This is a genomic window from Occallatibacter sp. FHG110214_02 (assembly GCF_059115385.1).
In genome coordinates this window covers 411,231-433,673 of sequence record NZ_JBZYWK010000001.1, presented here as the reverse complement: position 1 = coordinate 433,673, position 22,443 = coordinate 411,231, and the positions used below count along the sequence as shown (strand labels likewise).

Below are 22,443 nucleotides of genomic sequence, written 5' to 3'. Positions count from 1 at the left end.
ATAACAGCGGCAGCGGACAGGCTGAAGTACTTGCTACTCGTTTTTACTAAGCATGTGGATAGTATTCACTATCTGTGCATCTCTGCTTTCATCTTCACGATTACGTAGCTATCTCCCCCTTGCTACTGATCGCTCACACGGGCAACTCTGACTGCGCCCGGCAAAGAGCTCTATCATTCCCGCGCCAGGGGAGCACCACCTCCATCGTGTGATTCAAAAGATCCTCGAAAGTGCGTTGTGCATAAGCATGCGCCTCCCTACTATCAGTAGCAATATCAGATTGCGAGCCCTATTCTCGCGATCATCGCGACAGACTGCCTATCGGGCAGCAAAGCCGGCCTGGTGGCTTACTTGCAGAATTCCCAATCTCGGAGGTGGCCCATGGAGAGCGCAGCACGCACGCATGGAACTTATCTAACGATAGCCAACTCGATTTTGTATATGACGACGGAAGGTCTGGTCGCGACGAGCAGGGACCGCAACTGGAATGGCATTACGTATGATGTCTACGACCATGTCTCCCATGTTGATCTGGATACGCCTCCCGCCGATCACCACACCGTCGGCTATTGTCTCCACGGAGCCGGAAGGCTGTGGCAGCGCAGAGGAGGACGCACCCATGAGAGCGTGATCCGCACAGGCAGTGTACTTGTCATGCCCGCTGGCAGCTCGCGCTCCTGGAGAGGCGCAATTGCCCCAAGCCTCAGAATCCGTATTCCCACCGCGCTCCTGGCAGAGACTGCAGCAGAAGCCGGAAACAATGCAGGGCGTACTCCGGAGCTCATCGACGCATTCAATATGAGAGATTTGTTCATTGGACAGCTGGCGCCAATTCTTGTCTCGGAACTGGAACGTCCTGCGCATCCCGCGCAACCGCTCCTGATTGAATCCATCTCCTATGTTCTAGCAGGGCATCTGCTGCGGAACTATGATGCATTCCGGCACGGGGAAGAGAAGATTACCGGCCTTGCGCCGCACACTCTGGCCATGGTCATTGCCTATATTGAAGAGCATCCGAATAAGGCAATATCACTGGACACTCTATCCAGGATGGCGAATGTAAGCCGCTTTCACTTCGCAAGGATGTTCAAGATGAGCACAGGTGTATCCCCCATCATGTACGTGGAGCAGAATAGGATACGTAGAGCGCAGGACCTCATCAAAAAGAAACAGCTCTCTCTGTCTGCGATTGCGCTGGAGGTCGGCTTTGCAGATCAGAGCCACTTCACCCGACGATTCCGTATCCATGTAGGATGCGCACCCTCTATCTACGCCATGAGCCTCGGCATACGCACGTCAAGACAGTTCTGCCTCCAAAATGCTCCCTGCGCCGCATGCTGATTACCGTTACATTGAGTGTCTGAAACTTAGTCTCTTAGCAGTAAAAGGTATAGCAAAATTCTCTAGCCGCTCGATGGAATGAGTGACGGGAGCATTGGTTTATTTAATTGAACGCGAAAGACGCTCAACACGACTACGCACTTCCTGCCTCGCTCGCAACAATCGAGACTTCACTGCGGGCACTGAGATATCCAGGCGCCGGGCAATATCTTTCAGGGGTAGCTCATCTACGTAATGGAGATTGAAGACATGCTTTAAAGAAGGCCGAAGAAGCGACATCGCATGAAACAGGCGCCTTTCCTGTTCCTGTTGTTCAAGCAGCGCATGTGGACTGGACCATGCATCCGAGGCCGGCTCGTACCTCCATCCATCACTCTCGGTCCAGTCTTGTTCCATCGGAACTTGCTGCTGGATCCGCCTCTTTCGTAGTATTGCCAACGCTGCATTGATAGCAATTCGGGTAACCCAGGTCGAAAATGTCGATCGCCCGTCGAACAAGTGGATATGCGTGAAAACTCTCATCAGCGTCCACTGCACGGCATCTTCTGCATCTTCCCAATTTCTGGTTATGTAATGAGCTTGTCTCAGTAAGCGGCTGTAGTGCAATTCACTAAGGCGTGCAAAGGCGTGCAACTCACCTGCTTTGGCAAGACGTACCAGCTCTTCCATCTCAGAGAGAGTTGCATGCATTGCAAGAGCACCTTCCTGTGCAGCACATCTTTCACCTCGCGCGCTTTCACGTGCGTCTTTTCGGCTAAAACCTGCTGTGTATGGATGCCTCATAGCCGGTATAAAGAGGTGGATCTTCCACCGCAGTAAGGATAGCGATCTTCGCGTTAAACATCTTTGCGACAGAGATCGCCGTAGCGAGAGCGCGTTCGGCTTCAGGCGATCCGTCGTACGCAATTGCAATCTTGTTGTACATGGAAAGCGTATCGTCCCTTGATGTCATAACAGAATTTCCTGATCTACTGATGGCAGCATAATCGGGATTTCAGTCCAGTGGCAGTGATCATCACCGTTAGATAACCTGGCGCAAACAGTTGAGTATCCTCAAGCGCATTCCAGCACAGCAAAATCCTTCCACACAGCAAACAATTATCTTGCAGATGGTTAAACAATGCCTTCCCCGCTTGCATTGACACCAACTCACCACGCATTCAGCAATCATGCGAACAGCATAGACATTAAGCCAGTTCCAACTCCGCGAGCGCCGATGGCAGCGAACTAATAGCGGATTTGATACTAAGCAGCGTTGCAGTCTTTCGGTAGAAGGCGAATCGCGGATCAGCCGAAGCCCAAAGAGTCTCCGGCTCACGGCTCTCGAATGCCCGTTCCAATGCTCTGCTCGCAGCCGCAGTTCTACCCAATGCGTCCAGCAGGAGGGACTTCCGCAGATTGCTGATGGGTGAGTCATGGGACAACAGAGAATGTCCTTCCGCGATACGCAGCGCCATAGAAGCGTCGCCACATCGCGCTAATATCTCAGCTGCCGCTGCAGTGAGATATGGCCGCGCAATGGACTCCCGCCTAAGGTGATGAGCAATCGGGCGTGCCTCGTCGATGCGTCCCATCTCAAGATAAGCCAGCGCGGCATACATCTGAGATTCCTGGGGCATGCCGCCATAGATTCCTCTGCCTGGGTGTTCCGAGATAAGGCACTCAAATCTCCGGCTCAGATAGAGCACTCTCGAACGCGCAATCTTCTGGCGGCGAGAGAACGGATCGATCACCTGCGCCTTTTCAACATAGTGCCATGCATCATCAAATCGTCCACAAGAGGCTTCCACCAATCCGTACAAACGATAAACTTCAGCATCCGGATTCCGGGCGAATGCCTGCCTGAAGTGGCGCTCGGCTTTATCAAATTCCCCATCTGCAGCCAGGAGAAGCGCGATACCTGCATGAGCGGCTTCACACTCTGAGTCGAGCGAAAGTGCACGAAGATACTGTTCTTTAGCCGTAGAAGCAAACGATGCCGGCAAACAAACTCCTGAAAACGTCGCTTCGTTGAGATATTGCGCTATCGCCGTAATCATTCGTGGGTGACATGAAGACAGCGTGGATACAGTCTCATGCTGCTCGAAAGCCCTCGACCAGTCAATTGCGTCTCCTTGCTCGATCAAAGATTCCGCTGCCAGGATGCGAGAGTATTCCATCATCGTCATACCGCTTATGTCGGCAGAAGAAAACAGAGGAACCCGTAACCTATTCACAACCGCCGAGGCCACCTGGTGGCTTAACTCAAATAACTGTGTATCGTTAGCCATCAGATCAAAGTGCTGAGACCAGATATATGTTCCCTGGCAGTCTGCCAGGTGCACAGTAAAGCGAAGAAAATGTTCATACCTGCATATACTTCCAGAAAGCGAGAGCTCACTGCACTCATCGAGATATTGTTTCAACTCCTCATGAGCAGCAGTGTAGGTATTAGAACTCACTCCGGCTTCAACAACATGACAGCCGCCGGACAGCATGAGACTATGTCTCAATGTCTCCGCAATCAGCATCGAGCACTCATTAACGAGAAGCGAATGAGCGAGCACCTCGAACGGTCTAACAACAATGCGAATGCTCTTCGGACCCAAAGAAGCATTCGTAGCGGACATCTTCTTGGAGCCGTCATCTACATTGAGAAACGCCCGAGAAGACAGCACTGGAATATAACTTCCAGTACGGAAATAGATATAGATCGGATCGGCTGCACCATCTGATTCGTAATATTCCTTCAGCTTACAACGAAGCCGCCGCGCTTCGGTACGAACAATGGAATCAATGCTCGGATGATACGGAGGTTTGCGATCATACACCTCTATCCCAATCAGATACTCTTTTAGGTTCTGTTCCTCTCCTGCCAGGCAGGTTTCGACTACGAAGCGAAGGAAGCGAGTCAGTCTTGCGGATTGCGCGAATATGGGACTCCGCGCAATTCGTAAGACTTGTTCTCGAATGAGATCCGCCGTAAATCGGCCATCTGAGGGTAACTGCTCCTTCCAGGAAGGTGTCCGTGCATGCGTCCTGCCCTCTGTGCTTGATTGAGTTACCATCTTCGTGATCTCCCTTCACGGTCGGATGCGATAACAATTCGTACATTACCTTCGAATAACGATGCCTGTGCCGCTCATCGTCGATAATGCTGGCCGGCTTGGAGCGCATCCTCGTCCTTGATCCTACCCATGGCTTAGGGATCTGTATTGCCCAGAATTGCTATTCATGGAATCTCGTTGTTGCACGTGTAAATCGAGGCCAATCCACGAACTTATTCGCTTGAAGAGAATTGCTGAATCAGCCCATATTCCAGAAAATTGGAATTTACTCTTTCCACTCTGGCAGATTGCAACCGCGTAGCAGCGTTAGCAACAGCCACATAACAGGGAGATAACTGCTAAAAGGCGTTAAATATGGCTATCAATACACTGAGGCTGAACAACGCTCTCAATCTCGCCGAGCCGGGATCGCGGATGTGCCCTTGATTCACACAGAGGAAGCATTCGTGCACTGAAAGATCGCTCAATGCTTGATTGGCGCGCTTAGCTGCCCTCGCTGCAGAATCTCGTGAAGTTCCCTGCGGCAGGCGGAACTGAAGACGGCCAGCGGTTCAACTTTTGCCGATAGAGCGGCGGCACGCATTTCCTCGACGGTCATATTGGGATCGCCATAGTGTTCAACAATCAGCCGCACAAACTCTTCCGCAGCCTCAACAACAGGCTCGGATGCCTGCAGGCGAATTCTGCTTACGAGAGCGTAAAGAGCCACAAGCCCGCTAATCTCTTCGAGCTTGTGCGTCATTGCATGTGCATAAAGTCGTGACGACTCGCTGATAAAGTCTGAATAAAGGGACTCCCTCTGGCTTAGCTGACGATTCAGAAGGTCTCTGCGTGTTGCACTCACCAGGGAAACGTAGTTTGTAAGAATCTGTGCAAGCGAACCGATAGCAGAGCCTGCCAGCGCGGCAATAGCGCTGACCATTGCTGGAGATAACGACACAGCTAGGTACCTCGATTCTATGTAGAAGCCTTTATCTGGCGTGGGTTCTTTCCACAATCAAATCAATCGGGGCCCGGACTTCAGCGTGGCATCTGTCCAATCACTCGTTTAAGGTCCGCCTGGGCAAGCGATAACCCCAGTCCTGCTTCCATCAGTGAGGCCTTCGCTGAGGTTGCCTTGGCATGCGCTTCTGCCTGTGCGGACGCAAGTGCAACATTCTGCTCAAATTGACGGTCTGCTAGCCTCGCGGCCTCTGTACGCACACTCAACGCCTCTCCTGCTACATGAACCAGATTCTGAAGCTGCTCAACCTTGTCGTAAGCAGACTGCACTTGGACAGTAACCTCATCCTGGACTCTTTCGAGATTGATCTCTGCCTGCGACAACACGGTCCTTGCCTCTCGAACTTCCGCACCTCTGCGCCCGCCGTCAAACAGGTCATAACTCAAGTTGAATCCAAATGTCCCAAAGTTGTGAACCAGCAGAGGAACGCCACTCTGATAGCTATAGCGCGCAAGTCCGGTTATATCGGGTATATAGGCATCTTTCGCAGCTCCAAGCCCAGCCTTCGCCTTAGCAACAGACTGCTCTGCAGAACGAATCGCGGGACTCAACTCCAGCGCCATCTTGAGACCTTCTTCGCGAGTGGGAACCTGCAACTCCGTGCCGGCAGCATCTGGGTCAAGTACAAGCTGAGACGTTAGAGGCAATCCAAGCAGGTCATTCAACGAGAGCGTTAAATCGCGAATTTGAAGATTCTCCGTCAGTTCCCTCTGCTGGGCGTCGAGAAGAGCCGCATGGCTCTCAAGAGAAACCACATCAAGCGCACGGCCCTTAGCCACGGCATCCATGCTCTCCTGATTTTTAGCCGCACTGGCACTCACTTCATCCTTTGCAGCGTCTAGCTTGAGCTGCGCAATCAGCAATCCAAAATAAAGCTGGCGAACCTTCAAGGCAATCTCATTTTCTGCTTGCGTCAACTGAATCTTCGCAGCGTTGATATCCGCAGTCGCAGCCCGATTCGACTCACGAATCTTGAACATCTGGGTGAATGGCTGCGTCAATTGCGTCCCACTGGTATAAGAAGTCAGAGAGCCCTGATCGATAAACAGATTCTTCGCGGGAATCGCTCCTGTTGCGGGCGGAACGCCAAATGCGCCGGCTGGAATTTCCACTCCTGCCAGTTCAGTCACATGAAGAAGATTGGAATCATTCTTAATGTGAGGAAGATAAGCAGAGCGCGCCACATCTTTCTTGTACTCGCTTTCCGTAACTGAAAGCTGCGCAAGTTTAATATTCCGATTTTGCTTAAGCGCCATATCAATGGCCTGGCCAAGAGTCAGCGAGACGGGAGAGGAACTCTGCGCTTCAGCAGAGATGGCAGCGGCAAGCACTACCGCGCAAACCAGCATCATCGAGGGCGGCTTGCAAAACATTCGTCTTCCTGTTGAGAGTCTCATATCTGCTCTTGATCTTACTTCCATCCTGTTCAGGCCTGAGCGGTTGGTGCAGACACAATCTGCTGATACTGCGTAGGCACCCGCGCCATGAATGCGACAAAGCACAGGCAGCACACCGTAGACCATCCAGCCAGCGTGAACGAATCCGTGATCGCAAGCGTAAAGGCCTGTTGTCTCACCTGCAGCGCCAAAATCTCAGCAGCTCTTCCCGCTGCAATGGGTAACCCCGCACTGCGGCTTGTCATGCCGAGCGTAAGCCCGAGCAGACGCTCATCAGTCAGCACAAGACCGGCCTGCACTCTGAGCCCTAGGATGTTGGAGTGAAATTGCTCACGCACTGGAATAAAGTGCTGCATGAACGCAGCACCAGCTTCGCCCCCAAGCAAGCGAACAGTTTGAAAGTAACCCGCGAATGTCAGGACATCGATAGGGCGGCTGAGCGCACCGGTATTGAATACTTCAAGAATGATGGCGCCGACCAACGAGTTGAACGCCATCGCATAACCAATCGCCATCACCAGTTGAGACGCTGTAAAGTTCTCCCCGGCCCAACCTGAAGAAAGGCTCGTGTTCATCATGCAGGCAAGTGCAACCAGTCCAAACCCCAATGTCAGGATGAGCCTCGCATCAATGTACTTGAGAAGATAAATTGCCAGAACCCCACAGATAGCTTGCGGAATAGCCACCCACAACAACACCGGACCAGTTTGCAAAGGCAGAAACCCTTTAACCGATCCCAGGTAGCTGGGAATGATGACCACCGTTGCCAGCAGAACAAATCTGAAAAAGATCAGCACACATCCCAGCAATAAGGTGTTGCGCCGCTGCAGAAATTTGAAATTTATCAATGGATTCGGTTGCCGCATTCTTCGTATCACGGTAGCCAGAAGCAGGAACACACCAGAAACGAGGAGACCAACGATCATTCCGGAGTTCAACCAGTCAAGCCTCTGCCCTTGATCGAGAGCAATATACAAAAGTGAGAATCCAAGACTGGCATAAAGGAAACCTCTCCAATTCGGCCTCGGCTGTCCCTCCTTTGGTTGCGGCAGTGGCTGCCTGGGAATTCCGTAGTAAATCAAAACCATCATGACCGGCGTAAGCACAGCGCTGTTCCAAAAGATCCATCTCCACGACAGATGATCGATATACCAGGCTTCAAGAGAAGTAGAGAAATTCGTTGTAAAGATGATGTCCATGGCATACATTGCAATGCCCACAAGAACGTAGCGTTGCGGCAGGTTGCGAAGTACAAAAGAAAGAGTCAAGGGATAGAACGTTCCTGAAGTCAGTCCCGCAAGCACAAGCAGTGTCAACATCGCCTGCAAGCTTCCAGCATAAGGAAGCGCAAGGCTAACCACAGTAAAGATCGCCGCACATGCCAGCAATACCCGTCTCGGCCCAAGAAGACCGCCAAGATAGACCGAAAAAGGCCCAATGAACATCAGCGCGCCATTGAATGCCGTACTAATCCATGATGCCTCGTCAAAACCTAGATGCAGAGCCCCTCGTATATCTGTGAGCCCCACACTCAGAAGCCTTCCAGTACATGTAGCGATCATCGCCCCAAACAGCACTCCAAAAATACCAAGGAGTGGATGAGTAGAAAGCACCGAAGCGCTCTTCACTGAAGCACTCGACGGAGATGTAGGCACAGGCGCGTCACTCACTGCTGAGCCCCTTCTGATTTCGCTTGCTTGCCGGATGCGTGAACCACAACGACTACAGAGAAGCCGGGACGCAGCTTCCCCTGCAGGGCATGCGCCGGTTCCAGTGCAATCTTCACAGGAATTCGTTGAACAATTTTGGTAAAGTTCCCGGTCGCGTTATCAGGTGGAAGCAATGCAAACTGCGAGCCACTCGCAGGAGCAATCTCAATCACTTTCCCATGCAACACTACGTCAGGAAAAGTATCAACGCGAATCTCCGCCGTATCCCCCACGCGTATGTTTGTCAATTGCGTCTCTTTAAAATTCGCCTGGATCCACACGTCACCTTTCACAAGACCGATAACCTGCATTCCAGGCGCGACCAGTTGCCCCTCCTGCACATGGCGTTCTCCAACCGCACCCGCAACCGGAGCAGCGATCTTTGTATACGCCAGGTTCACCTTGGCTACAACGATTGCAGCCTCCTTGGCCTTAATACCTGCCTGATAAAGACTGTCTCGGGTATCGAGTGCGGCACGCTGCCGCTTCTCCGCTTCAAGAAGAGTCCGGCTGCTCTCAAGAGCAGCCTCTGCGCGCTGAAGATCTGCCTGGCGACTGGCAAGCATTCCGGAAAACCGAACCGCATCCGCATCCGCAAGCTCCAGTTGCTGATGTGTTGCAGCTTTCGACGCGATCAAAGCCTGCTGACGCCGCTGCTCTAACCCCGTTCGCGTAACGTCAGACTGAACAGCAGCCACTCCCGCTTTAGCTGCTTCAACAGCGGCCGCGGATTGTGCAATCACAGTCTCAGCATTCTTGATCTTTGCATCCTGAATCCGCTTAGCTGCCTGATTATCGTCATACTCCGCCTGCGCGCCAGCCAGAGCCGATTCCGCTTCCGCAAGAATCGCGCTGTAGTCAGAATCATCAAGCTCAACAAGCGTCTGCCCGGGCTGCACCGCCTGGTAATCTTCTACGTCAACCTTCTTAACCGTGCCAGAGATACGCGTACTCATCGGCGTCATATCAGCCCGGACATACGCATCATCCGTGCGCTGCTCGCTTCTTCCACCTTCCCAGGAAGTCCAACACCCGCTAATCATGAAGAACAAGCCGGCTGCAACGCCGACCACCAGAATCGGAATGATGATGGATCGTTTCAACATTGAATCATCGACCTTCCTGAAAAAGACCAGAGGCTGCGTGGTAGAAAGATTCCTGTGCCCTTGCCACGCGCGCAGGCAAGAGGAACGGATGACAAGCCTCACCTGGCCAGTGCAAAAACAAGCTTGGCAAATTTACGCCTGAATTACAGCGTGGGAAACTGTTAGATAACCGTTATGAAAATCCACAGTAGGCGAATTAGCACTTCTCTATAGAGAGCCGCCATGCAGGCTGTGAAAGGAAGCAGCAAGCCGCCTGCTTACTGATCTTCGCTGTCGCTGGAGACATCATTGTGACTTCCAGCCGCTCTGAGCACCGCATCCTTCAGCTTGTCATCTGTAAGAGGTTCCACCACGACATCGTATCCGCCGGCTTCCAGCACACCTGACCATAGTTGAAAACTTCCAGTCTGGGCATAGACAAGAATCGCCGGTCTCACATCCATAACGGAAAGCTCTCCCCATATAGCCCACCAATCATCTTCTTTGGAAAGAGACACCGGCAAGAGAACAACATGATAAGTTTCACCACTTCTCAGTTCCTGCACAAAATCTTCCGCCCGCCTGACCAGTGTCCCCATCGCGCCAAATGAAGTAAGCTTCTGTCGAATCTCGTTCTCCATATCGGAAGCTACTATAGCAAGGACGCGCACTCTTTCAGACCGTTCTGTCATGGTGAACCTCATGCAGTTACCCGCGAGAATGACAGATTTTCCTCTTCTGAATTACCTGCAACTGTTATCTAACTGTGATGAGAACGTATTTCTTTGCCGGAGCGGATAAAGTAAAATTGCGATTCAGCACAAGGATGTTCTGGTCGCCCTCACAAAGCAAATGCTTCCCTATCTTATTCAGCGAAGGCTACGACTGCGATTGAGCGAAGGAACTGCCAGATAGGAGCAAGTGCAGATTGAACGCGCCATTTGAAAATAGAGTCTCTGACAGCGCAATTCGGCAGGAGCTGACCCGTATCCTGCAGAGTCCTATATTTGTCCAATCAGATCGGCTCACGCGCTTCCTGCGCTATGCGGTGGAGCATGTCCTTAGCGGCAAAGAAGAGCCTCTGAAGGAATTTGCAATCGGCACGGATGTGTATGACCGCAGGCCGCCTTATCATCCGAGCCAGGATTCAATTGTTCGCACGGAAGCACGAAGGCTTCGCTCCAAGCTGAAAGAATATTACGAATCAGAAGGCAAGAACGATCCCATATTCATTTACTTTCGTCCCGGAAGCTACGTGCCCGTATTCCGAATGAAAGATTCCGACGCAAGCTATCAGATCGTCATCGGAAGTTCTCCCGATGACTTATTTGTAGATGGAGCAGGAGTTCCTGTCGCAGTCATACCGTTTCTCGACGTCTCGGGACAGCCACTATCAAGTAAGTACGCCAGGGGAGTTACCGATGAGCTTGTGCATGAACTGATGCAAAGCGAAGGATGCCGCGTCGTCTCAGCCAACTCAATCGCACACCTTGGCGCGCAATCATCGGATGTCCCCAGCCTCGCTCGTAAACTCGGCGTTCAAATCATTTTTGAGGGAACCGTGCGGGAAGAAGGCAACCTCGTGCGCGTAACCGCAAGGATCGTAAATTCCGATGGGTTTCAACTCTGGTCCCAACGCTTTGATGCGGAGACCGACTCATCAAGCCTGTTCACTATTCAAGAACAGTTTGCCTCTGCACTGGTAAGCCGCGTGCGTCCCCAGCAGTCGATTATCCGCGCTGCGGAAGCTTCCGTTGGGCCCATCGTGCTGGCCGTCTACCCAAACATTCTCAAGGCAGAATCGCTTCTGGAAGAAGGCACCGTCCCCGATGTTCAATCTGCATTAGCCAGGTTCCGCGAAGTCGCAGAGGCTGCCCCCGGCTATGCACGCCCACTTTGCGGCATAGCTCAATGCTTTATCTGGATGGCTCTCCACGGGGCTGCACGTTCTTCCGGGCTTGCAGCGAACGCTAGAGCTGCAGCAGAGCGCGCCCTGGAACTCGACCCAGGCATGATCGAAGCACTCATCGCAGTAGGCAGCGTTCAGGCTCTCGAATGGAATTGGGAAGATTCCGAAAAGAGCTTTCACAATGCTATTAAGTTTCAATCTCACCCAGCCGGAAGTCGCCAATACGCCGTGCTCCTTTCCCAGCTAGGCCGTTTCAATGAGGCGTGGGTTTATCTGCAAAACGCTCAGGAGATTGATCCCTTCTCTTCTCTCCAAAAAATCGCCTGCGCCCGGTTTTTCTATCTCAGCAGCCGTTATGAAGATGCGCTTGAGTATTTTTCCGAGCCCATGCGATACGGTCCGATTCCAGTCGAAGCAAGCCTATACCTGGCCCTCATCCACGCTCAACTCGGCAATCATGAAAAGGTTAAGGCTATCGCGCAGTTCGCTTACAGAAGCGCAGGCTCGCAATGGAGCCTACTTGGCTGGAGTGCGGAACTCTTTGCCCTTTGTGGAGAACGCAGTCTCGCTGAAAAAATCACAGCAGAGATTGACATGCGATCAGGCCGCGCCCAGTTGAGTAAATATAGACAAGCGCTTCTCGCCATCGCGCTAGGCGATGCCGGCAAGGCAACGTCCTTGCTCACGGAAGCCTTCGAGGATAGAGAAGCGGAGCTTCCCTACTTTGCCGTCGATCATAGATTCAATAAAATCCACTCAGTCCCGCAGCTCATGGAAATGGTTACTCGAATTCGAACTCGAAATTTTGAGTAATTGAATTTCCGTCGCTCATCAAGCTGTCTGCTCAGAACAAGTCCTAACTGTTATCTAGCAGTGAGTCTCTTGCAGAGCCATTCTCAAGATGGAACAGTATATATATTACGAACGCCCAAATGAGGCAGCAATGATGCGCGCTCGCCTGGTGCAGCCAGGCGAAGAGCCCCGGCTCTTGACAGCAAGAAAATATTGCACGATTCGCACCAACATACCAGGAGGTGTATATGCTCCTCTATCTTCTCGAATCCATTCACTCTTCTTTTGAAGCATTCAGCATCTTTTCCGGATATATAACTCTGTCAAAAATATTTGCAGGCCGCCCCTTTGAGCACTGGGCAATCTTCACTCTTCAATCCGCACTCATCGTCAGCGTAATCGGCATGCTGTTTCCCATGGGTAAACTTCTATCCGTACAACTGGCAGCTATGGCCACAGTCTACGCTGCAGGCATTGCAACGCTGGCATGGAGATGGTTTCATTTAACGCGAACCTGGGGACTTGTATTCGCTCTGAGTCTCATCTGCACGCTCTGCCTTGAAGTGTTTGTAGCAATTCAGGATCTGTTCCACTGGCTTTCGCTATCTGCGGCTACAAGCCCACAAGCATCAAAGGCATCACTCTTCATCTCGGAATCCGTAGCGGCATTGTTCTTCATAGCCTTGTGCATCTTTGCGGTAAGACGGTACCGAAGCAAACCAGCCGCCTGAGCTTCTATCTGACGTAACATTCTTCCAGTTCATACGCGCACACAGCTACCGCTCTCACACAAAGGCCAACACTGCAGATGGAAAGGTGCTCAGTTGATAAAGCCAATTGAATTCATTGGAGAAGTGAGCCGCTTTGCCTGTCAGGTAGTGACGAATTTCTTCCGGCCTCCATTTGAGGGCGGACAAATATCACGCCAGGTTGTGGAAACAGGTTATCGCTCTCTTCCACTCGTAATCATGTCCGGCTTTGCTCTGGGAACAGTAATGACGCTGCACACGCGCAGCACGCTTGTCACATTCGGAGCAAGCTCAATGATCCCAACCGTTCAGGCGCTTGCTTTCTTTCTGGAGATAGGTCCTCTCGTTGCCGGCCTGTTGTTGGCCGGGCGTGTCGGTTCCGGAATCGGCGCAGTGCTTGCCAACATGAGAGCCACAGAGCAAATCGATGGAATTGAATCCCTCTCCATTGATTCATTCAAATTCCTCGTTGTCCCGCGAGTTGTGGCATGTGTCATCGCTCTTCCTTTACTAACGCTTTTTATGGATTTCTCCGGACTTCTCGGCGGTTATCTATCGGAGTTCTTCTCCTCGCGCATCTCCTTTCATCTCTATATCTCGCGCGCCTTTTCTGATTTGGAGTGGTCCAACTTCATCCCACCCACTCTAAAAACCTCTGTCTTCGGTTTCATCATCGGCACCGTCTCATCGTTCTTCGGATACACAACCAATGAAGGAGCACAAGGAGTAGGCAACGCAGCAACAAGAAGTGTAGTGGTCTCTTCCCTGCTCATCATTCTTGCGGATGTGATCTTAATCAAGCTGATCTTCTTTATCCTTCCGGAGAATGCGCTATGACCGGCAAGAGCGCATTGGCCGTCGTTTTTGAACACGTATCCAAATCGTTTGGATCAAAGCAAGTACTCCGCGACATTTCCTTCGAGGTGCCCGCCGGGCAAGCCGTCTGCATCCTTGGCCGCAGTGGTACAGGAAAGAGCGTCACGCTCAAACTGCTCATGTCTCTCATCAAACCTGACCACGGCAAAATCTGGGTAGAAGAAGATGAGATCACTCATCTGAAGGCAAGTGGCATTTCAAAAGTTCGCCGAAAGATGGGCTTTCTCTTTCAGGATGCGGCGCTATTCGATTCCCTGACACTCTACGAAAACCTCGCTCTGCCATTGCATCGCCTCACGCACAAGTCTCAGGACGAGATCGATGCCACAGTAGACAAGGTTCTCAAAGAGGTAGGCCTCGCCGGAGACAAGCAGAAGATGCCTGCCGCGTTATCCGGTGGGATGCGCAAGCGTGCAGGACTTGCTCGTGCACTCGTGCTTGAGCCAAGAATCCTGCTGGCAGATGAGCCAAGCAGCGGCCTTGACCGAATCACCGCCTCGGAGATTGATGAGCTGCTCATCCGCCAGAAGACCGAACATCAAACAACAGTCATTGTGGTCACTCATGACGTGCATGGAGCCCGGCGCGTCGGAGATCGCTTCGCGGTCTTTGACAAAGGAGATCTGGTCGCCTTTGGAACGGCCTCTGAAGTCGAACAAAGTGAAAGCGAGACGGCTCGCAGACTAATTTCGGAGCACTGATACTATGGCGAATCGAAACTTCCTGGTCGGCCTGTTTGTTCTCGCGGGGCTTGTGCTTTTCACCGCAGGCCTGTTCCTCATCGGCAACCGGCATGAGGCATTTGCACGCCACGTCGAGTACTACGCGGAGTTCACCAATCTTTCCGGACTGGCAAAAGGAAGCAAGGTTCAGGTCGCCGGAATGGACGCCGGGCAAATCACAGGCATCAGCGTGCCACAAAACCCATCCTCAAAGTTCCGCGTCCACATACGCATCAATGAAAATCTCCACGGTCTCGTTAGGACTGATTCCATCACCACAGTTGGAACAGAAGGTGTAGTAGGCAACACGTTTCTCCTCATTCATCCAGGCTCCCCGGCGGCTTCTGCAGCCCCCGCTCAATTCACTCTATCGAGCAAAGAGCCGACGGAGATAGCCGATCTCCTCGATCAAAGCAAAGGCTTGCTCACCGACGTAGACAACACCGTCAAGAATGCAAACGGCCTCCTGTCATCAGTAGGCGGCAATCTCAACAGCACGCTTACAGGAGTAAAAAGCACAGTATCCAACGCCAATGATGTTGTGCTCGGACTCAAAGAAGGGCGCGGCCCTGCAGGCATGCTCTTGCGCGATCCAAACCTCGCAAACCAAATCCGCCAGACCATGACGAATGTCCAGGCAGCAACTGCCAGCCTTAACCACGCCTCCAATCAGGCGGATACACTCGTTTCCGCCATCCAGTCGCGCGAATTCCCTCAGAAAATCGACGACACCCTGAGCACCGTAAAGAGCGCAGCATCCAATCTCGATGCCACATCACGTCAGATCCATCAAACCATTGCAGAAGCAACCGCGCCAGATGCTTCCGGCATAAGTGCAGGCGCAAGCATACGCGAATCGCTCTCCAGCGTGCAGTCTGCCACTGCCAACATGGCAGATGAAACGGAAGCGCTCAAACACAACTTCTTCTTCCGTGGATTTTTCCGTCATCGCGGTTATTACAATCTCGCGCACTTGTCGCCGGAGAAATACCGTCAGGATCACTTGTTCACCAATCCGTCCAACATGCGAGCATGGCTTTCCGCAGATCAGCTCTTTGAGACGCACGCAGACGGAAAAGAACAACTCACGACCAAGGGCAAAGCCATGCTCGATAACGCCGTCGCACAGTTTGGCGATGCAATCGTTGTAAGCCCAATCGTAGTTGAAGGCTATTCCGGCAGTGGCGATGTAACGGCCCAACTGGCTCAATCGCAAAATCGAGCAATTTTAGTTCGGAACTACATCCAAAGCCATTTCCAATTGAATGCCGGCAACTTCGGCCTCGTACCAATGAACAACTTGCCGCCAACAGGGCTCACACATACAAATTGGGATGGCATCTGCATCGTCCTTGTAAGAACAAAGCCCTAGCCCAATCGCTACAGGAAACCGCACACAGAAAAAGGCCCGCTCCCATAAGGAGCGGGCCTTCGTGTAAGCAATGCTACTTGCCTGCATAGGCAACGCGCCATACGCTGCGCGTGCCATCATCGCTAACATAGAGCGCACCATCCGTTCCAACAGTTACACCCACGGGGCGACCCCATACCTGGCCATCCTTGGTAACAAAACCAGTAAGGAAGTCCTCATAGCTGCCATCAGCAGAGTGGCCATTGCGCATCGGAATGCGAATAACCTCATAGCCAGCGCGGTTGGCGCGGTTCCATGAACCATGCTCAGAGGCAAACGCATCTCCGCCATACTCCTTCGGAAAACTTCCACCAGAGGGATAGAAGGTCATTTCAAGCGAAGCCATGTGCGGCTGCACCAGCACATCCGGCACGGTGACCTTGGAGCCAATATCTACACGCTTGCAATCTTTAGCTTGCGCATCTGTAAGCGCAGCAGCCTGTGCATTCGGCCCAGTGCCATCAGCGCAAGGCAGCGGCAGACGCGGGTCGCGGTGGTTGCCCATGTAGTACCAGGGCCAGCCGTAAAAACCACCTTCCTTAATAGAAGTAACGTAATCGGGAACAAGATGGTTACCGAGATTATCGCGCTCATTGGTGGAGCACCAGAGCTGCCCGGTAATGGGATTGATAGCCTCGCCAACACAGTTGCGAATGCCAGAAGCATACACCTTGATGAACTTGCCCTCCGGCGTGTATTCAAGCACGGCGGCGCGATGAAACTCCTTGGGATGCGTATCTGGATCATCTGCATTCGAGCCCGAACCCACAGAGATGAGCATGTGCTTGCCATCCTTGGTAAAGACAACATCACGTGTCCAGTGGCCGCCGCCCGTTAGCTGCGCATAACCGGGAATATCCGGCACAACAGTCTCCGGCGCACTGCTGGCATGCAAGTCGCCCACATGATACGGAATGCGCTGGATCGTCGTAGCGTTACCAACGTAGACATATTTCGGATCTTGCGCGGGATAAAACGCAATACCGAAAGGATGATCAAGCCCGGTAACAAATTTCTCAACGTGCGCAGCCTTGCCCGTAGCCGTTACGCCGCGCAACACAAGAACCGTGCCCGCACCCGAGTCCGCAACAAAAATGTCACCATTCGGCGCAGTGCGAATAAGACGCGGCATGGTAAAGGTGCCGCCGCTCTGCTGCATGTGCTCCTTGTTTTCCGCACGCTGCATGGGAGCAGTGTCGCCACCGGCATAAAGCGTCACCTTAAAACCCGCAGGCGCAACAGGCCATGCATCCGCAGGACGCGGAACCAGGTGCGGCGTGTTGTTCACGGCCTCTTCGGGCTTGGGAGCAGGCAGGTCCGCAACAGTAATCTTGCGGCGCACGCCCGGCTGCTGCTGGTTCCAGTCGGCAAAGGCCGCCTGCCCCGTAGAAATATTCTGGGCAGGCGCAACAGAGGGCAACAACATGACGGCAAGCGCTAAAGTGGCTTGCGGAATTGCAGCGGATAAGGTTTTCATGCCTTCCTCTCGTTTCAAAAAAGTAGTTGCAAGTTATCCGCGCAGACTTGCAGGCGGATGGCTGACAGCGGATAGCTTTTCATAAGCAGCCTGCGGAAGCTCAAGCGAAGCGGCTGCAACGTTCTCTTCAAGATGCGGAATGGAAGACGTTCCGGGAATCGGCAGAATAGCCGAAGAGCGCTTGAGCAGCCATGCAAGAGCAACCTGCAGCGGGGTAGCCTTAAGCTCACCCGCCACCGACTTGATGGCCTCATGTGCCTCTCGCGCCTGGCCAATCGGAGCCCACGGAAGAAACGCAATACCGTTAGCCTCGCAGTAATCAACAATGAAATCCGACTCCCGATCAGCAAAGCTATAGCGATTCTGCACCGAAACAATCGGCACAATTTTGCGAGCGCGCTCAATGTGCTCACGGGTCACATTGGAAAGCCCAACGTGGCGAATCTTCCCCTGCTCGCGAAGCTTGGCAAGCGCCTCGACAGACGCCTCAAACGAAACCGCGTTATCCGGCGCATGAAGCTGATGCACGTCAATGCGCTCCACGCGAAGGCGCTTGAGGCTGCCCTCCAAAGCCGCCGTCAAATGCTTGGGGCTGGCATTATGCGTCCACTGTCCGGGCCCCGGACGCTCCCATCCACCCTTCGTGGCAATCACCAGGTCAGCGGGATAGGGATAAAGCGCTTCCGCAATCAACTCTTCTGAAGTACCCGGCCCATAAGAATCTGCTGTGTCGATCAAATTCACACCAAGCTCAGTAGTCTTGCGTAGAGTCGCAAGAGCAGAAGCCTTATCCGCGGGAAGCCCCCAGATGCCGGGGCCAGTAATGCGCATAGCGCCATAGCCCATGCGATTCACAACAAGGTCGCCGCCGATAGTAAACGTGCCTGCCGCTGCAGCCGGCAATGCCTGTGCTTTGCTCATAACAACTCCTTCTCTGGTTGGCGAACTATGATTCGTACGTGATAAATGCTGCACGAAAAAATAACGGCGCGGTGCTTCCAATCCGCCTGGAGCTCAGCCGGAATTTTATTTGCATAGAAGTATAGCCCGTGAAAATTAGCTACGCATTTCTTCCGGATACAGGCGCAGAAACAACTTGCCACACAGCACGGAAAGAAGCATATATCAGCCCGCTCTCAATCGCATACCCGAGCCACAAGTTTGAGCAAAGACAAATAAGCAAATCATGAATGCAATCAAAACCGCACAACCATCAGTCGATAGACAGTAGCTCCTCAAAAAATCCACCAATCTGTCGCTCGCGGTCCACAAAGTGGATTTCCAGAATCCAGTGACGCACGCTCCCATTCTCATCGCTTGAGCGCATCTGCAAATTGCTCTTGGGATGAACGTAAAGCGTCACCTTATCCTCCGCAATCTTCTCGTGAGGAAACTGCCCAATCAAATGCCCGGCAATCGGCCCGCCAAACTCCCAGCCATACTTTTCCGCGAGAGAAACAGCATGCGCATAAAGCTGGCTCGCCGTAATCCCCGGGTTCTCCTTGAAGTATCGCTTCCCATCCGCAAAGGCCTTCCCCACATCCTCGCGCATTCTCAGCTTCGCAGGGTCCGAGCCAAGCACGAATGTCCGGCCAAAGTCCGCCTCATACTTTTCAAAGACAGGTCCAAGGTCGAGAAACAGAATGTCATCTTCGCCAATCGTATTGTCAGGCGGATTCTCCGCATAAGGCAGCAGCGTATTGGCCCCCGCACGAACAATCCGCTTATGCCAGTAGGTCGAGATTCCAAACATCTCCCTTGCCAGGTCGTAAATCTCCTGGTTAAGCTGGCTTTCCGCAATGCCGGCGCGAATCAGCCCACGCGCTTCCACCTCATGAAAAAGCTGCACAGCCTTGTCCTGCGCGGCGCGAAGCTCTGTAACCTTTTGTTCCTCCAAGCCATCTACTGGACGAATCATAGGACGAACACCTCACTAACATTTATAGTTGCCGACGGAAGGAGTTGGACCCCATGCGAGTTATTCCCCATTGCCGAAAAGGACTGCTCTCGATAATAGCGGTGGTTGCGGCTTTGTGCTGCACAATTACCAGTCAGCCCACAGTCGCAGCGCAAGAGCCGCAGAGCATCCTGGGCAGCTCCCCACTCTACGGACTTTCAGGCGCTACCGGATGGATCAACTCCAAGCCCCTCACCGCAAAAGACCTCAAAGGCAAAGTCGTTCTCATCGATTTCTGGACCTACTCCTGCATCAACTGCCTCCGCGCCCTCCCGTATATCCGCGCATGGGCAGAGAAATACAAAGACAGCGGCTTGGTCGTAATCGGCGTCCACACGCCAGAGTTCGACTTTGAAAAACAACTCCCCAACGTCCAGAAAGCCGTCAAAAAATTCGACATCTCCTACCCCGTCGCCCTCGACAGCAACCAGGACATCTGGAACGCCTTCCACAATCAGTATTGGCCCGCCCACTACTTCCTCGATGCCAAAGGCAAGGTCCGTTACCAGCACTTCGGAGAAGGCGAGTACGCCCAATCCGAGCGCTGGATACAGGAACTGCTGAAAGAGGCCAACCAGAAGCCCATGCCCGACAACACCGTCAGCGTAAAAGGACAGGGCATTCTGGCCGCCGCCGATTTAAGTTCCGTTCGCTCCCCTGAAACCTACATCGGCTACACCCGCGCCCGCCACTTTGGCTCGCCCGGTGGAATCAGGCCCGACCGCGAAATCCTCTACTCCCTCCCAAACGACCTCCGCATCAACGAATGGGGCCTCTCTGGCGCGTGGCTGGACCGCGGGCAGCTAGCCGAGCTTAAAGCAGCAGGCGGAAAAATCGCCTTCCGCTTCTACGCCCGCGACCTCCATCTCGTCCTCGGCCCTACTGCCGACGGCAAGCCCGTACGCTTTCGCGTAACCATCGACGGCCACGCCCTCGGCACCAGCCACGGAGTAGACACCGACGCCGATGGAAACGGCACCGTAACAGAACACCGTTTATATCAACTGGTTAGGCAAATTGGAGAGCCCGTAGCCGACCACGTTTTCGAAATAGAATTCCTCGACCCCGGCGTGCAGGCATTCTCCTTCACCTTCGGCTGAAGAAAAATCATAGCAAGAATCGCACATTTTCGATCATAAATCCGTATCGATACGTATAAAATCGACGCATGCCCGTAGCGTCGGCAAATCTAACAAATCTGCGAACGGTGAAATTCTTCTTTTGCCGCTGGCCGGGTTCGGCGTACGTAGACCTCGGCTGCACCGATCCCGAACATCGATGGTCCTTCCCCTTCCAGTTCTTGGATTGCAACGACCTGCGGGAAGCCCTGAAAGCCGCTGGCCTGCCCACCAACATTGCCTACATGACCGCGCCAGTCCCCACCCAGGTCTGCGATGAGCAACTGGACATACTGGCATACTGGCTGCAGGGAGGCGTGCGCAATTAGCTCCAAACCGCGCATGCACCACAAAAAAGTATGACCACTCCGGACTTTCAAAGCATCCTCGCCGAAATCGCAAGCGCCGCAAACACCGCGGCAGATCTCGCCGGGCTGCAAAACGTCATCGTAGAAATCATTCCGCAGTGCCTGCCGTACTACAACTGGACAGGCTTCTACATGCTCGACCCCAACGACGCGGAAACACTAGTCCTCGGCCCATTTCGCGGAGCGCCCACCGAGCACATCCGCATTCCCGTCAATCAGGGAATCTGCGGAGCCGCCGTCGCGCAAAACAACACCGTAATCGTGGACGATGTAAACTCCGACCCGCGCTATCTAGCCTGCTCCATCGAGACAAAATCCGAAATCGTTGTTCCCATCCGGGCCAACGGAACCGTCGTTGGTGAAATTGATATCGACAGCCACAACCTCGCGGCATTCTCCAACGCTGACAGAGAATTTCTTGAACAATGCGCTGAGATTGTATGCAATTTCATCGAAAAGAATCCCGCATAACGCGTACAAGTTTCAGGCACCCAGACATCCGGTAATATCAATCTGAAAATGACCACTCTTCCCTCTCGCCGCAACTTCCTACTGCGCAGCACAGCTTTCGCCGCAGGCATCGCCACCGGACTCCCCACGCATCTTCTCGCGCAGGAACTGCAGCAACTGAACGTAGCCTCTGCCGGCTCCGTGCGAGCCATGCTGGAAGGCGCACTGAAAACCGGAGCCGCAAAAACCCTTCATCTGGACCTGCATGCGCACTCCGAAGGCGCCGACGCAGTAGCCAAAGCGCTGGTAGCCGGGAGCCTGCACGCCGACGTCTTTCTGCCCATCACCGCAACCCCAATCAAGACGCTCTTCGCAGCCGGATTAGCAGAGCAAGCCGTCCCAGTCGCGCGCACGGAGCTCGTGCTGGCCTACAGCCCCAAGAGCCGCTTTGCCTCCCAGCTTGCAGACGCCGCAACAGGCAAAGCCAACTGGTGGGAAGTCATGCAGCAGCCCGGATTCCGCATTGGCCGCGGCAATCCCGCAGCCGACCCCGGTGCGCGGGCAATCCTCTTCGCCATGATGCTGGCCGAAAAGAAATACAACCAGCCCGGTCTGGCAGAAAAGCTACTAGGAGCCCCGCAGAACCCCGCGCAGTTAGTCCCCGGCGTGCAGGACAAGCTTCGCAGCGGCGACCTCGACGCCACCGCGTCGTACAAAACAGGCATAGTAAACGGCTCACTTCCCTATGTTTCCTTACCGGAAGAAATCAACCTCAGCCGCGACGACGTACACAGCGCAAACCCAGACGTAAGCCTGGCAATTGAAGGCAAAACCTTCTATCCCGACCCGCTGGTCTTCTACGCAGCCGCATTAAAGAACGCCTCAAACGCAGCAGGAGCCACAGCCTTCCTGCAATGGCTGCAAGCATCCGAAGCACAAGCATTATTCCAGGCAAACGGCTTCATCTCGCCGGGCAAAGCCCCCATTCTCCGCGCATAAAAACGCGCAAACAAAAAGCCGCCGTCTCTTGCG

Annotated in this window: 21 protein-coding genes; 10 read left to right on the top strand and 11 right to left on the bottom strand. The window is 53.3% G+C overall.

Features of this window, described 5'->3' with window-relative positions; translation table 11 throughout:
* The first annotated feature begins 381 nt into the window (after positions 1–381).
* The gene (locus AC5S3R_RS01775; RefSeq protein WP_494264892.1) at positions 382–1,341 is read left to right on the top strand and encodes a helix-turn-helix domain-containing protein; all 960 of its coding nucleotides are present in this window, start codon (positions 382–384) and stop codon (positions 1,339–1,341) included.
* Between the two features lie 99 nt (positions 1,342–1,440).
* Here AC5S3R_RS01775 and AC5S3R_RS01770 read toward each other — a convergent pair whose 3' ends face one another.
* The 8 genes from AC5S3R_RS01770 to AC5S3R_RS01735 form a co-directional block, all read right to left on the bottom strand.
* Positions 1,441–2,031 (bottom strand): RNA polymerase sigma factor, encoded by a 591-nt coding sequence (locus tag AC5S3R_RS01770; protein ID WP_494264891.1) that lies wholly within the window; start codon positions 2,029–2,031, stop codon positions 1,441–1,443.
* A gap of 64 nt (positions 2,032–2,095) precedes the next feature.
* Complete coding sequence (locus AC5S3R_RS01765; RefSeq protein WP_494264890.1) at positions 2,096–2,293, bottom strand: universal stress protein; 198 nt, start codon at positions 2,291–2,293, stop codon at positions 2,096–2,098.
* A gap of 235 nt (positions 2,294–2,528) precedes the next feature.
* Entirely contained in the window at positions 2,529–4,388 is a 1,860-nt protein-coding gene (locus tag AC5S3R_RS01760) for a hypothetical protein (RefSeq protein ID WP_494264889.1), read from the bottom strand.
* Between the two features lie 463 nt (positions 4,389–4,851).
* On the bottom strand, positions 4,852–5,328 hold the full coding sequence (locus tag AC5S3R_RS01755; RefSeq protein WP_494264888.1) for a hypothetical protein: 477 nt from the start codon (positions 5,326–5,328) through the stop codon (positions 4,852–4,854).
* An 80-nt stretch (positions 5,329–5,408) separates the two neighbouring features.
* Positions 5,409–6,764: a TolC family protein gene (locus tag AC5S3R_RS01750; protein WP_494264887.1), complete on the bottom strand. Its 1,356-nt coding sequence runs from the start codon at positions 6,762–6,764 to the stop codon at positions 5,409–5,411.
* Positions 6,765–6,817: 53 nt separating this feature from the next.
* Entirely contained in the window at positions 6,818–8,416 is a 1,599-nt protein-coding gene (locus AC5S3R_RS01745; RefSeq protein WP_494264886.1) for an MFS transporter, read from the bottom strand.
* A gap of 38 nt (positions 8,417–8,454) precedes the next feature.
* The gene (locus tag AC5S3R_RS01740; protein ID WP_494264885.1) at positions 8,455–9,603 is read right to left on the bottom strand and encodes an HlyD family secretion protein; all 1,149 of its coding nucleotides are present in this window, start codon (positions 9,601–9,603) and stop codon (positions 8,455–8,457) included.
* Between the two features lie 257 nt (positions 9,604–9,860).
* Entirely contained in the window at positions 9,861–10,223 is a 363-nt protein-coding gene (locus AC5S3R_RS01735) for a hypothetical protein (RefSeq protein WP_494264884.1), read from the bottom strand.
* A gap of 287 nt (positions 10,224–10,510) precedes the next feature.
* Between AC5S3R_RS01735 and AC5S3R_RS01730 the strand changes: the two genes are divergently transcribed.
* The 5 genes from AC5S3R_RS01730 (at position 10,511) to AC5S3R_RS01710 (ending at position 16,002) form a co-directional block, all read left to right on the top strand.
* Complete coding sequence (locus tag AC5S3R_RS01730) at positions 10,511–12,304, top strand: hypothetical protein (RefSeq protein WP_494264883.1); 1,794 nt, start codon at positions 10,511–10,513, stop codon at positions 12,302–12,304.
* A 227-nt stretch (positions 12,305–12,531) separates the two neighbouring features.
* Positions 12,532–13,014 carry a hypothetical protein gene (locus tag AC5S3R_RS01725; protein WP_494264882.1) on the top strand — a complete coding sequence of 161 codons (483 nt, stop codon included), beginning with the start codon at positions 12,532–12,534 and terminating at the stop codon, positions 13,012–13,014.
* Positions 13,015–13,137: 123 nt separating this feature from the next.
* The gene (locus AC5S3R_RS01720) at positions 13,138–13,869 is read left to right on the top strand and encodes an MlaE family ABC transporter permease (protein ID WP_494264881.1); all 732 of its coding nucleotides are present in this window, start codon (positions 13,138–13,140) and stop codon (positions 13,867–13,869) included.
* Positions 13,866–14,609: an ABC transporter ATP-binding protein gene (locus AC5S3R_RS01715; RefSeq protein WP_494264880.1), complete on the top strand. Its 744-nt coding sequence runs from the start codon at positions 13,866–13,868 to the stop codon at positions 14,607–14,609. The genes AC5S3R_RS01720 and AC5S3R_RS01715 overlap by 4 nt, the downstream gene beginning before the upstream one ends.
* A gap of 4 nt (positions 14,610–14,613) precedes the next feature.
* A complete protein-coding gene (locus AC5S3R_RS01710) occupies positions 14,614–16,002 on the top strand; it encodes an MlaD family protein (protein WP_494264879.1) in 1,389 nt (462 codons plus the stop codon).
* Positions 16,003–16,075: 73 nt separating this feature from the next.
* Here AC5S3R_RS01710 and AC5S3R_RS01705 read toward each other — a convergent pair whose 3' ends face one another.
* The 3 genes from AC5S3R_RS01705 to AC5S3R_RS01695 form a co-directional block, all read right to left on the bottom strand.
* Entirely contained in the window at positions 16,076–17,518 is a 1,443-nt protein-coding gene (locus AC5S3R_RS01705; RefSeq protein WP_494264878.1) for a PQQ-dependent sugar dehydrogenase, read from the bottom strand.
* A gap of 33 nt (positions 17,519–17,551) precedes the next feature.
* Positions 17,552–18,439: an aldo/keto reductase gene (locus tag AC5S3R_RS01700; protein ID WP_494264877.1), complete on the bottom strand. Its 888-nt coding sequence runs from the start codon at positions 18,437–18,439 to the stop codon at positions 17,552–17,554.
* A 292-nt stretch (positions 18,440–18,731) separates the two neighbouring features.
* A complete protein-coding gene (locus AC5S3R_RS01695; protein WP_494264876.1) occupies positions 18,732–19,436 on the bottom strand; it encodes a M24 family metallopeptidase in 705 nt (234 codons plus the stop codon).
* Positions 19,437–19,489: 53 nt separating this feature from the next.
* On the opposite strand from AC5S3R_RS01695, the gene AC5S3R_RS01690 reads away from it, so the two are divergent.
* The 4 genes from AC5S3R_RS01690 to AC5S3R_RS01675 all read left to right on the top strand — a co-directional run bounded on the left by AC5S3R_RS01690 (position 19,490) and on the right by AC5S3R_RS01675 (position 22,410).
* A complete protein-coding gene (locus tag AC5S3R_RS01690) occupies positions 19,490–20,575 on the top strand; it encodes a thioredoxin family protein (RefSeq protein ID WP_494264875.1) in 1,086 nt (361 codons plus the stop codon).
* A 107-nt stretch (positions 20,576–20,682) separates the two neighbouring features.
* Positions 20,683–20,922, top strand: coding sequence for a hypothetical protein (locus AC5S3R_RS01685; protein ID WP_494264874.1), 240 nt, complete (start codon positions 20,683–20,685; stop codon positions 20,920–20,922).
* Positions 20,923–20,952: 30 nt separating this feature from the next.
* Positions 20,953–21,432, top strand: a complete 480-nt coding sequence (locus tag AC5S3R_RS01680) for a GAF domain-containing protein (RefSeq protein WP_494264873.1) — start codon at positions 20,953–20,955, stop codon at positions 21,430–21,432.
* 48 nt (positions 21,433–21,480) lie between these two features.
* Positions 21,481–22,410 carry a substrate-binding domain-containing protein gene (locus AC5S3R_RS01675; protein WP_494264872.1) on the top strand — a complete coding sequence of 310 codons (930 nt, stop codon included), beginning with the start codon at positions 21,481–21,483 and terminating at the stop codon, positions 22,408–22,410.
* Positions 22,411–22,443: the final 33 nt, after the last annotated feature.